Origin of the sequence: Pseudomonas sp. BF-R-30 (genome assembly GCF_019956175.1) — a bacterium.
Classification (GTDB): Bacteria; Pseudomonadota; Gammaproteobacteria; order Pseudomonadales; family Pseudomonadaceae; genus Aquipseudomonas; species Aquipseudomonas jessenii.
In genome coordinates this window covers 45,449-57,129 of record NZ_JAHBDE010000011.1, presented here as the reverse complement: position 1 = coordinate 57,129, position 11,681 = coordinate 45,449, and the positions used below count along the sequence as shown (strand labels likewise).

General features: G+C 59.0%; 10 protein-coding genes. 3 read left to right on the top strand and 7 right to left on the bottom strand.

The window, feature by feature from the left end; all coding sequences use genetic code 11:
• Positions 1-56: 56 nt before the first annotated feature.
• From rpoD to rpsU, 3 genes are all read right to left on the bottom strand, one after another.
• Positions 57-1,904 carry an RNA polymerase sigma factor RpoD gene (gene rpoD, locus KGB20_RS07070; RefSeq protein ID WP_057713062.1) on the bottom strand — a complete coding sequence of 616 codons (1,848 nt, stop codon included), beginning with the start codon at positions 1,902-1,904 and terminating at the stop codon, positions 57-59.
• A 67-nt stretch (positions 1,905-1,971) separates the two neighbouring features.
• Positions 1,972-3,939, bottom strand: coding sequence for a DNA primase (gene dnaG, locus KGB20_RS07065; RefSeq protein WP_008017402.1), 1,968 nt, complete (start codon positions 3,937-3,939; stop codon positions 1,972-1,974).
• Positions 3,940-4,420: 481 nt separating this feature from the next.
• Positions 4,421-4,636, bottom strand: a complete 216-nt coding sequence (rpsU, locus tag KGB20_RS07060; protein WP_002551877.1) for a 30S ribosomal protein S21 — start codon at positions 4,634-4,636, stop codon at positions 4,421-4,423.
• Positions 4,637-4,835: 199 nt separating this feature from the next.
• Here rpsU and tsaD point away from each other — a divergent pair, with 199 nt between their 5' ends.
• Positions 4,836-5,861 (top strand): tRNA (adenosine(37)-N6)-threonylcarbamoyltransferase complex transferase subunit TsaD, encoded by a 1,026-nt coding sequence (gene tsaD / locus KGB20_RS07055; protein ID WP_057713063.1) that lies wholly within the window; start codon positions 4,836-4,838, stop codon positions 5,859-5,861.
• Positions 5,862-5,884: 23 nt separating this feature from the next.
• Here the strand turns inward: tsaD and plsY are convergent, their stop codons facing one another.
• On the bottom strand, positions 5,885-6,454 hold the full coding sequence (plsY, locus tag KGB20_RS07050) for a glycerol-3-phosphate 1-O-acyltransferase PlsY (RefSeq protein WP_057713064.1): 570 nt from the start codon (positions 6,452-6,454) through the stop codon (positions 5,885-5,887).
• Positions 6,455-6,528: 74 nt separating this feature from the next.
• Between plsY and folB the strand changes: the two genes are divergently transcribed.
• On the top strand, positions 6,529-6,885 hold the full coding sequence (gene folB, locus KGB20_RS07045) for a dihydroneopterin aldolase (RefSeq protein WP_008051601.1): 357 nt from the start codon (positions 6,529-6,531) through the stop codon (positions 6,883-6,885).
• Positions 6,876-7,394 carry a 2-amino-4-hydroxy-6-hydroxymethyldihydropteridine diphosphokinase gene (gene folK, locus KGB20_RS07040; protein ID WP_150813999.1) on the top strand — a complete coding sequence of 173 codons (519 nt, stop codon included), beginning with the start codon at positions 6,876-6,878 and terminating at the stop codon, positions 7,392-7,394. The genes folB and folK overlap by 10 nt, the downstream gene beginning before the upstream one ends.
• An 82-nt stretch (positions 7,395-7,476) precedes the next feature.
• Here folK and KGB20_RS07035 read toward each other — a convergent pair whose 3' ends face one another.
• From KGB20_RS07035 to KGB20_RS07025, 3 genes are all read right to left on the bottom strand, one after another.
• Positions 7,477-8,706, bottom strand: a complete 1,230-nt coding sequence (locus KGB20_RS07035) for a multifunctional CCA addition/repair protein (protein ID WP_150813998.1) — start codon at positions 8,704-8,706, stop codon at positions 7,477-7,479.
• A gap of 63 nt (positions 8,707-8,769) precedes the next feature.
• Positions 8,770-10,332 carry a SpoVR family protein gene (locus KGB20_RS07030; RefSeq protein WP_057713067.1) on the bottom strand — a complete coding sequence of 521 codons (1,563 nt, stop codon included), beginning with the start codon at positions 10,330-10,332 and terminating at the stop codon, positions 8,770-8,772.
• Positions 10,329-11,600 (bottom strand): YeaH/YhbH family protein, encoded by a 1,272-nt coding sequence (locus KGB20_RS07025; protein WP_057713068.1) that lies wholly within the window; start codon positions 11,598-11,600, stop codon positions 10,329-10,331. Before KGB20_RS07025 ends, KGB20_RS07030 begins: the two co-directional genes overlap by 4 nt.
• Positions 11,601-11,681: the final 81 nt, after the last annotated feature.

Genomic DNA, 11,681 nt, shown 5'->3' with positions numbered 1-11,681 from the left:
AGGGGGATTTAATCTGTACAAAGCAAAACCCCCGGCCTGGGCCGGGGGTTCTGTGATCACTCGTCGAGGAAGGAGCGCAGATGCTCGCTTCTCGTCGGGTGGCGCAGCTTGCGCAGCGCCTTGGCTTCGATCTGACGAATCCGCTCACGGGTCACGTCGAACTGCTTACCAACCTCCTCAAGGGTGTGGTCGGTATTCATGTCGATACCGAAACGCATGCGCAATACCTTGGCTTCACGGGCAGTGAGGCCGGACAGTACTTCGCGAGTCGCTTCTTTAAGGCTCTCAACGGTTGCAACATCGATTGGCGACTGCATGGTCGAGTCTTCGATGAAGTCACCCAGATGGGAGTCTTCGTCATCACCGATCGGGGTTTCCATGGAGATCGGCTCTTTAGCGATCTTCAATACCTTGCGGATCTTGTCCTCAGGCATTTCCATGCGTTCGCCCAGCTCTTCCGGGGTCGGTTCGCGACCCATTTCCTGCAACATCTGGCGGGAAATGCGGTTGAGCTTGTTGATCGTCTCGATCATGTGCACCGGAATACGGATGGTGCGGGCCTGGTCGGCGATCGAGCGAGTGATCGCCTGACGGATCCACCAGGTGGCATAAGTCGAGAATTTGTAGCCGCGACGGTATTCGAACTTGTCTACCGCTTTCATCAAGCCGATGTTGCCTTCCTGGATCAGATCGAGGAATTGCAGGCCACGGTTGGTGTACTTCTTGGCGATGGAGATCACCAGACGCAAGTTGGCTTCAACCATCTCTTTCTTCGCGCGGCGGGCCTTGGCCTCACCGATCGACATGCGACGGTTGATGTCCTTGATCTCGGCGATGGTCAAACCGGTTTCGGTTTCCAGCGCGGTCAGCTTCTGCTGGCAACGGATGATGTCCGGCTGCAGACGACCAATGGCTTCAGCGTATTTGCCTTTGCCTTTGGCCAGGGCATCACTCCAGCTTTCGTCGACTTCGTTGCCCGGGAACTGGCGCAGGAAGTCGGCACGCGGCATGCGCGCATCACGAACGCAGAGCTGCATGATTGCGCGCTCTTGCTGACGCAGGCGATCCAGGGCACTGCGAACACGCTCGACCAGGCCTTCGAATTGCTTCGGCACCAGTTTGATCGGCATGAACAGCTCGGCCAGGGCCAACAGCTCGGCAATCGCTGCCTTGTTGTTGCGACCGTGCTTTTTCAGCGCCTTGCGGGTGATTTCCATCTGATCGGCCACAGCGCCAAAACGCTGTGCAGCGATGATCGGATCCGGACCGCTTTCGGCTTCTTCCTCGTCATCGGAGGCTTCACCCTCTTCGTCGTCGGAATCGTCATCCGCCTTGACGGCTTTTGCGTCAATCGGCGGCGGCACTTCTGCCGCAGGCGGCGCGATGCCGTCGTCCGGGTCGATATAACCGCTCAGAACGTCGGACAGGCGACCACCTTCGGTGGTGACGCGGGTGTACTCGGAGAGAATATGATCAACCGTGCCAGGGAAGTGCGCGATTGCGCTCATCACCTCACGGATGCCCTCTTCAATACGCTTGGCGATTTCGATTTCGCCTTCACGCGTGAGGAGCTCCACCGTACCCATTTCGCGCATGTACATGCGCACCGGGTCGGTAGTGCGACCAATGTCGGTCTCGACCGCAGCCAACGCTGCAGCGGCCTCTTCGGCTGCGGCTTCGTCGGTATCGGCGTCGGCCAGCATAAGGGAATCCTTATCTGGCGCAACCTCGAATACGTTGATCCCCATGTCATTGATCATGCGGATGATGTCTTCCACCTGTTCCGGATCTGAAATATCCTCCGGCAGGTGGTCGTTGACCTCCGCGTAAGTCAGGTAGCCCTGCTCACGACCAAGTGTGATCAACTCTTTGATACGAGACTGCTGTTGCGCTTTTCCGGACATAACACCCTATCCACTGAAGGTCTTGGCGGGCAAAAAACAAGCCGAGGATTATACCTGAGCTATGACCTCACGCGCCAGTTGAGGTCGGGTTTGATGCGGAAACATTGCGACTCAAGAGGTCGCGCAGTTGATTTTTCTCTTCGCTGGTCAATTCGCTTTGACGCGCTTTTCGCAGAAGTTGTTCCAGGTTTCGCTCGCGTTGGCGGGCTGACAAGCTAGTAATGGTGTCGAAAAACTGTTGTTCAAGGTTATCTCCATCAATCAGCCATTCCTTTTCCGCCAAGGCCTTGAGCAAGCGGCCTTGTTCTGTGCCGTGCCAACGCGCAATCAGTTGAATTGAGTTTAGCTTGGGATTCTTCTGTACAGCTTCGAGCAGCGCCACCAGCAATTGCGTGTTGGTGTGATCCTCGGCGGCGAAGTGCCCGGCATCCTCGACTTTTTCGGCCAGTTGCGGGTGATGCAGCAACGTGCGCAAGGCGGCGAGGGTTGGCGGTTCTACGGCGGCGGGCACCCGTGGCGCGCGGGGTTGATCACGATCACCGCCCCGTTTGCCATTCTTGTCCCACGGTTTCTTGTCCCATTTCTTGCCTCCTGCACCGGGTTTCTTCGGCGTCCATTCCTGCTGCGGCACATACATTTCCTGTGCCTGCGGCTGATGATAGTCGCTGTAATCGGGCATCGCGTCGTAATCGATGCCCGGGTCGTAGGCCGGCGGTGCTTCTTGCGGGGCGCTTTGTGCCAGCTGACTGACCGCTTCACCGCTCAGGCCGGTGATTTCGCTCAGGCGCTGACGCATCAGGGTGCGCAGGTTGGCGCCCGGGACTTTGTCGATCAACGGCGCGGCGAGGGTGGCCATATGGGCCTTGCCCTCAAGCGAGCGCGGGTCGGCTTCTTCCGTCAGTTGCTGGAAGAAGTAATCGGCCAGTGGCTGCGCGTGCTGGTTGATCCGTGCGCGAAAGGCGTCGGTGCCTTCGGAGCGGACCAGAGTGTCCGGGTCTTCGCCTTCGGGCAGGAACAAAAAACGTGCGCGACGACCGTCCTGCAGGCTCGAAAGTGTCGCCTCCAGCGCCCGCCATGCCGCATTGCGGCCGGCCTGGTCGCCGTCGAAGCAGAACAGCACGCTGGGCACGACGCGAAACAGCCGCTTGAGGTGTTCCTCGCTGGTGGCGGTGCCCAGGGTCGCGACGGCATTGCGCAGGCCTTGCTGGGCCAGGGCAATGACGTCCATGTAGCCCTCGACGACGATGATCTCGTCGAGGTTGCGGTTGGTCTTGCGCGCTTCATACAGGCCGTAGAGTTCCTGGCCTTTATGGAAAACCGGGGTTTCCGGGGAGTTCAGGTATTTCGGCTTGTCGTCGCCCAATACCCGGCCGCCGAAGGCGATGACGCGACCGCGACTGTCGCGGATCGGAAACATCACGCGGTCGCGGAAGCGGTCGTAGCGTTTACCGCTTTCGGCGTTTTCGATCAGCAGGCCAGCATCGATCATGGCTTTTTGTTGCAGGGTATCACTGCTCAAGTGCTTGAACAGGTTGTCCCAGCCGGGCGGAGCAAAGCCGAGACCGAAGTCCCGGGCGATTTCGCCGGTCAGCCCGCGACCTTTCAGGTAATCCACGGCGGCCTTGCGCGATGGATGGCTTTTCAGGGCCTGGCGATAAAAGTCGGCAGCGGCGCTGAGTAGCGGATACAGCGGCGAATCGGTCGGCTGTCGCGGTTTGTGCGGCCGGCCGCTCTCTTCGCGGGGGATTTCCATGCCGGCGGCTTTGGCCAGTTCTTCGACGGCCTGGACGAAATCCAGGTTGTCGTGGTCCATGATGAAGCCGAGGGCGTTGCCGCCGGCGCCGCAGCCGAAGCAGTAATAGAACTGCTTGTCGGGGCTGACGCTGAACGACGGAGTCTTTTCCTTGTGGAATGGGCAGCAGGCAGTGTGATTTTTGCCGGCCTTTTTCAATTGCAGGCGCGAGCTGACCACATCGACGATGTCGGTGCGGTTCAGAAGGTCGTCAATGAAGCTCTGGGGAATTAGCCCGGCCATGGCGTTCTCGTCATCTGCGCTGAAAAGGAACCCGAAACGTACGGCGACCGAACGCGGTCATTGTTTGAGGCGCGCAAAGTGTGCGGCTCGACCAGTGTCGTCTGCGTAATCGCTGTCGGGAAGTGTATCTGCCGAAAATCCACTGACGTTAATGCCAATCAGTATTCGACTGTTTGAATGTGTTGCGCTGAATCCGCTGTGGCCAATCATAGGCCCCGGATAGCTCATCATCTGGCACGCAAGCAGGTGCCTTGGGCTGATCGTCGTGAGAGGAATCAGTGGGTGTGCTCGTCAGTAGCCTTGAAAGGCTCGTCAGAAAAGACGTGCACCGCTGGCAAAAGAGCCAGGTCTGACGCGGTGAAGCAGATTTGTCTCGGTCGCGTCTGCGGCTTTGACATTGAAGCATCAAGCGTTTTACGCAAATGCCATAAGCCCGGCTGAGGGCCGGGCTTGGCAGAAGCTTGCTACGATCGTCTGTGTATTAGTACAGACGAACGGCGCGGCGCTGTTCGCGCTGAACTTTCTTGGCGTGACGCTTAACAGCGGCTGCTGCTTTGCGCTTACGCTCAGAAGTTGGCTTCTCGTAAAATTCGCGGCTACGAACTTCAGCCAGTACACCGGCTTTTTCGCAGGAGCGCTTGAAACGACGCAGAGCTACGTCGAAGGGTTCGTTCTCTTTTACTTTGACGGCTGGCATCCAGAGCTACCTTCATTCATTACCGGGGTCAACATCCTCGCGGCAAAAGAGCACTTGAAGACGTCGGTTTTTAAGGGTTGCGGATGTTAACCCCTCATCGCTCGGAATGCAAAGCCTCTGATCGAAAACCGCTGGTCGGGGCATCACGCGACGACTATTATGCGCGCCTTCGAATTCAGCCTAAACAAGGCGCAAACCCATGCTAGTACTGGGATTAGAAACCTCCTGCGACGAAACTGGTGTCGCATTATATGACAGTGAACGCGGCCTGCTGGCCGACGCGTTGTTCAGTCAGATCGACCTGCACCGCGCCTATGGTGGCGTGGTGCCGGAGCTGGCTTCACGCGATCACGTCAAACGCATGCTGCCCTTGATTCGTCAGGTGTTGGCCGAGGCCGACTGCGTGCCGACCGAGATCGATGCGATCGCCTACACCGCGGGTCCTGGCCTGGTTGGTGCCTTGCTGGTAGGGGCTTCCTGTGCTCAGGCGCTGGCCTTTGCCTGGGGCATTCCGGCCCTGGGCGTGCATCACATGGAAGGCCATTTGCTGGCGCCGATGCTGGAGTCGCAACCGCCGGAATTTCCGTTCGTCGCTTTGTTGGTGTCGGGTGGTCACACGCAACTGGTTCAGGTCGACGGAATCGGTCAGTACACGCTTCTGGGCGAGACCCTGGATGACGCCGCCGGCGAGGCCTTCGACAAGACGGCCAAGATGATGGGGCTCAATTATCCGGGCGGGCCGGAGATCGCTCGCCTTGCAGAACAGGGCGTTGCAGGGCGTTTCGTCTTCCCGCGGCCGATGTGCGACCGTCCGGGCCTGGATTTCAGCTTCAGTGGTCTGAAAACCTTTGCGCTGAACACCTGGCAACAGTGCGTCAACGCCGGGGACGACGGAGAGCAAGCCCGTTGCGACATCGCGCTGGCATTCCAGCAGGCCGTGGTGGAGACTTTGACCATCAAGTGCAAGCGTGCCCTGAAAGCCGCTGGCATGAAGCGCCTGGTGATTGCAGGGGGCGTCAGTGCCAACAAGGCGTTGCGCACTTCCCTGGAGAAAATGCTCGGCGACATGAAGGGCGATGTGTTTTATGCCCGTGCGCAGTTCTGCACCGATAACGGCGCGATGATTGCCTTTGCCGGCTGCCAGCGCTTGCAGGCCGGTCAGCAGGAAAGCCTGGCGATCAGCGTGCAGGCGCGTTGGCCGATGGAGCAGTTGACCGCATTGTGATGAGCGGTGCTCATGTCCGGCGGCTAGAAATGCCGTTCGCGCCCGGCAAACAGGTCGCGTAGATTGCCGCGATGACGCCAGACGATCAGCCCGGTGAGCGTGCTCATGGGCAGCAGGGCGGCCGGTTCTTGCCAGGCCAGCAACGGCAAGGTCAGCGGTGTGGCGATGAGGGCGGCCAGGGAGCTGGTGCGGGTCAGGTAGAACGTCAAGAGCCAGGTGCAGACCGCCAGAAGGGCAGCGGGCGGGTACAGTCCCAGCAACATGCCGGCAGCGGTGGCGACGCCCTTGCCGCCGCGAAAGCGAAAGTACAACGGAAACAGATGGCCGATGACGGCATAGACGCCGATCCAGGCCTGTTCCTGCTGCGAAAGACCCGCAAGACGCGCAATCAGTACCGGCAGCAGGCCTTTGCAAAGGTCCCCGAGCAGGGTCAGGATGGCGAGCTTCTTGCCGGCCAGGCGCAACATGTTGGTGGCACCGGCATTGCCCGAGCCACTCATTCGCGGATCGGGGTTACCGGTCATGCGGCTGAGCAAAATGGCAAAGGACAGAGAGCCGAGCAGGTAGGCGAGGATCGCCAATAACCAAAACATGCTAACTATTCCGGGCGAGGAAGCCCTGATTCTAACGGCGCATTGCGCCCTTGTCGTGTAGCGGAGAGAAGTGCTTGGACAGAGTGTTTATCGAGGGCCTGGAAGTCGACACGGTGATTGGTGCCTACGACTGGGAGCGAGGCATCCGACAGTGCTTGCGTCTTGACCTGAGCTTCGCCTGGGATAATCGCCCGGCCGCAGCCGGTGATGACCTGACCCTGGCGCTCGACTACGCCAGTGTTTCCTCACGCATCCAGGCGTTTGCCGAGCAGGCGCAATTCCAGTTGGTGGAAACCTTTGCCGAACGCCTGGTTGAAGTGCTGATGAGCGAATTCAAGATCACCTGGATGCGCCTTAAGCTGACCAAGCCCGGGGCCGTCCCGGCTGCCACCGGCGGTGTGGGCGTGGAGATCGAGCGCGGATGTCGCTGACTCAGGTGTACCTCGGGCTCGGTAGCAATATCGAGCGTGAAACCCATTTGCGGGCGGGGCTCGATGCTCTGGCGGCATTCCTGGTCGATATCCGCTGTTCGGCGGTGTTCGAAAGCCAGCCGGTGGGCATCAAGAGCGGGCCGTTCTTCAATTTCGTGGTGTCGGCGTATACCGATCTGCCGCTGATGGAACTTGATCGTCGATTGAAGTTCATTGAGGCGGATAACGGTCGTTACGCACCGGATCGCCGAGGTTTGCCGCTGGATATCGACGTATTGTTGTTCGGTGACCTGGTGGGCAATTTCGATGGCTTGATCTTGCCGCGGGCAGAAATTCTGAAAAATGCGTTCGTTCTGTGGCCGTTGTCGTTGATAGCGCCGGATCGCGTGCACCCGGGCGCAGGCAAGAGTTTTGCGACTTTGTGGGCTGAAGCGCAGATTGATCAGGTGTTGGCGCCAGTAGCGTTCGAATGGCACGGTGAACAGCTGACACCTTCAGATTTGTTGTGACCTTACTGACGCCTTCGCGAGCAAGCCCGCACCCACAGGTACGATGCAATTTCTGTGGGAGCGGGCTTGCTCGCGAAACTTTTCAGACAGACGTCGCCTCTTTGTAAGCCTTCAACGCCTTGAGCCGCTCGCGCTTGATCTCCTCCCCCAGCTCCGGCCCCTTGAAACCTTTCTCCAGCAACGGCTGAACCGCCACGCTACGAGCCGCAGTGGCGGCGCCGCGCAAATAATCTGCCTGTGGGTAACTTCTTTCTTCCAGCCCTTTGCGCCCACGCGCGTCCATCTCGCATGCGGCGATGAACTCCTCAAACCGCTGTGGCCGACGGTAAATGTCGAAGCTTTGCAACAATTCCAGCAATGTCGATGGCTTCAGCTCAAGGGCGCGATGCCCATGGGTGTGGTACTCGCCCACCAGCAGCGCCAGTTCCTGGCAGTCCTTCGGCACCTTGAAGCGTTCATTGACCGCCTTGATCAGCTTCAGGCCCTTGAACTCGTGGGCAATGTGTCGCGGCCATTCATCCTCTGGCGTCAGTCCCTTGCCCAGGTCGTGCAGCAGGCACGCCCAGCGCACGGTGAGTGGCTGTTTGTGTAGTGCGGCTTGCTGCAACACGCTCAGGGTATGTGCACCTGTATCGATTTCCGGGTGATGGGCGGGTGGTTGCGGTACGCCAAACAGCGCGTCGACCTCGGGCATCAGAACCTTGAGTGCGCCGCATGCGCGCAGAACCTCAACAAATACCTGTGGCTGATCTTCCATCAGGGCGCGGGAAATTTCCTTCCAGCTGCGCTCAGGGGTCAGCGCTTCAAGTTCACCTGACTCGCTGAGTTGGTGCATCAGCGCCAGGGTTTCCGGGGCAACGGTAAAACCCAGCGTCGCGTAGCGCGCCGCGAAGCGGGCAACACGCAGGACCCGGAGTGGATCTTCGGCAAATGCCGGGGAAACATGGCGAAGCAGGCGCGCTTCAAGATCACGCTGGCCGTGGTACGGGTCGGTCAGGTTCTGCTGATCGTCCTCGGCCATGGCATTGATGGTCAGGTCGCGGCGGATCAGGTCTTCTTCGAGGGTGACTTCAGGGCTGGCGTGAAAAGTGAACCCGCCGTAACCGCGTCCGCTTTTGCGCTCGGTGCGGGCGAGGGCGTATTCCTCGCCGCTTTTGGGATGAAGGAACACCGGGAAGTCCGCGCCCACCGGGCGAAAGCCCTTGGCGAGCATTTCTTCGGTGGTAGCGCCGACCACAACCCAGTCGATATCGGTAACCGGTTTGCCCAGCAGGCGATCACGTACCGCACCGCCGACTTTATAAATACGCATAAAAAACCTCCGTTAGCTCGACAGGATAACCGTTGCATCGAGCTTTCGGAGGCACAAACCGGATCAAAGATGGATGACGGCCAGGTCCAGGCGGCCGTAATCACCTTCGCTGTGCTCGCTTCTGGGTGGCACATGGTGGGTTTTCATGACCTGATCGCCTTGCAGGGTTTCCAGGTGAATGTCGAAGCCCCAGAGGCGGTGCAGGTGTTTGAGCACTTCTTCGGTCGAGTCCCCCAGCGGTTTGCGGTCGTGCTGCTGGTGGCGCAGGGTCAGGGAGCGGTCACCGCGACGGTCGATGCTGTAGATCTGCACGTTTGGCTCGCGATTGCCCAGGTTGTACTGTGCCGCGAGGGTTTCCCGGATGATGCGGTAGCCACCTTCGTCGTGAATGGCGGGCACCAACAGGTCGTCCTTCTGGTCGTCATCGAGAATGCTGAACAGCTTCAGGTCGCGGATCACCTTGGGCGACAAGTACTGCAGGATGAAGCTCTCATCCTTGAAACTGCTCATGGCGAACTTGATGGCTGCCAGCCAGTCGGTACCGGCAATGTCAGGGAACCAGCGGCGATCTTCTTCCGTAGGCTCTTCGCACATGCGGCGGATGTCGCGGTACATGGCAAACCCCAGGGCGTAAGGGTTGATGCCACTGTAGTAGGGGCTATCGAAGCCAGGCTGGAACACCACGCTGGTGTGGGACGTCAGGAACTCCATCATGAAGCCGTCGGTGACCAGGCCTTCGTCATACAGGTCGTTCATCAGTGTGTAGTGCCAGAACGTGGCCCAACCCTCGTTCATGACCTGGGTCTGACGCTGTGGATAAAAATACTGGGCGATCTTGCGCACGATACGCACGATTTCCCGCTGCCATGGCTCCAGCAGCGGTGCATGTTTTTCGATGAAGTACAGGATGTTTTCCTGGGGTTCGGCGGGGAAGCGTGCGTTGTCCTTGTCGCTGTACTTGTCCGCGCCCTTGGGAATGGTGCGCCACAGATCGTTGATCTGTTTCTGTAAATGTTCTTCCCGGTCCTTTTGCCGGCGACGTTCTTCTTCCGCGGAGATCGGATAAGGGCGTTTGTAACGGTCGACACCATAGTTCATCAGCGCATGGCAGGAGTCGAGCAGATCCTCGACCGCGTCGATACCGTGGCGTTCTTCGCACTGCATGATGTACTGCTTGGCAAACACCAGGTAATCGATGATCGAACTGGCGTCGGTCCAGGTGCGGAACAGGTAATTGCCTTTGAAAAAGCTGTTGTGCCCGTAGCAGGCATGGGCCACCACCAGCGCCTGCATGCAGATAGTGTTTTCCTCCATCAGGTAGGCGATGCATGGGTCGGAGTTGATCACGATCTCGTACGCCAGCCCCATCTGGCCGCGGGTGTAGGACTTTTCGGTGCTGAGGAAGTGCTTGCCATAGGACCAGTGGTGATAACCCAGCGGCATACCGACCGAGGCGTAGGCGTCCATCATCTGTTCGGCGGTGATCACTTCGATCTGGTTGGGATACGTATCGAGTGCGTAACCGGCCGCAATACGACTGATTTCGCGGTCGTAGGCCTGGATCAGCTCGAACGTCCATTCGGAGCCGGTGGAAATGGGTTGGCGTTTCTGCTCTTTGGCGGTCATGTCACTAACCTGCGCTGGAAGAGTTCACGGAAGACCGGATAGATATCCCCGGCCGAGACCAGTTGTTGCTGGGCAAATGTATCGGAAAAGGCTTCGGCGATGCGCTCGTACTCGAACCACAGGGCCTGGTGTTCGCGCGGGGTGATCTCAACGTAAGTGTAGTACTGCACGAATGGCATGATCTGGTTGATCAGGATGTCGCGGCAGATCGGAGAGTCGTCGTTCCAGTTGTCACCGTCTGAGGCCTGGGCTGCGTAGATGTTCCACTCGTTGCTCGGATAACGCTCGGCCATGATCTCCTGCATCAGTTTCAAGGCGCTGGAGACGATGGTGCCGCCGGTTTCCCGGGAGTAGAAAAACTCCTCTTCATCCACTTCGCGGGCGCTGGTGTGGTGGCGGATGAACACGACGTCGATCTTGTCGTAGTTACGCTTGAGAAACAGGTACAGCAGGATAAAGAAGCGCTTGGCGATGTCCTTGGTCGCCTGGGTCATCGAGCCGGACACGTCCATCAGGCAGAACATCACGGCCTTGGAGCTGGGGTTGGGTTGTTTGATGAGCAGGTTGTACTTGAGGTCGAAGGTGTCGAGAAACGGTATACGGTGAATGCGCGCGCTGAGTTTTTCGATTTCTGCTTCGATTTCCTGGATATCGCCGAAGTTGTCCGGTTCTTCTTGCTTGAGTCGCAGAAGTTCTTCCTTGGCTTCACGCAGTTTTGCGCGGCTGCTGCCGGATAGGGCGATGCGCCGGGCGTGGGCTGAGCGCAGGGTGCGGATGATGTTGATCCGCGACGGGTTGCCCTCGTTGCTGATCCCGGCGCGCACGGTCTTGAAGGTGTCGGTGCCGGTCAGGTTGCGTTTGACCAGGTTGGGCAGTTCGAGGTCCTCGAACATGAACTCGAGGAACTCTTCCTGGGTAATCTGGAAGACGAATTCGTCCATCCCCTCGCCGGAATTGCCCGCCTTGCCGGGGCCTCGGCCGCCACCGCCTCCCGGTGGGCGGGCGATATGTTCGCCGCTGGTGAATTCCTTGTTGCCCGGGTGCACGACCGTCTGCTTGCCACCGCGACCGTGATGAAGCACCGGCTCGTCGATGTCGCGGCCGGGAATGCTGATTTGTTCGCCGTGTTCCATATCGGTAATGGAGCGCCGGCTGACCGCCTCTTCGACAGCCTTCTTGATGTGATCACGGTAGCGCCGCAGAAATCGCTGGCGGTTTACCGTGCTCTTGTTCTTGCCATTGAGACGTCGGTCGATCACATAGCTCATGACTGCTCCTTAGAAGCTGTCCTGAAAGGGGCGAGCGGTTATGCAGCATCGGACCGGTGCCAAGGGATGTTCACGCTCCCC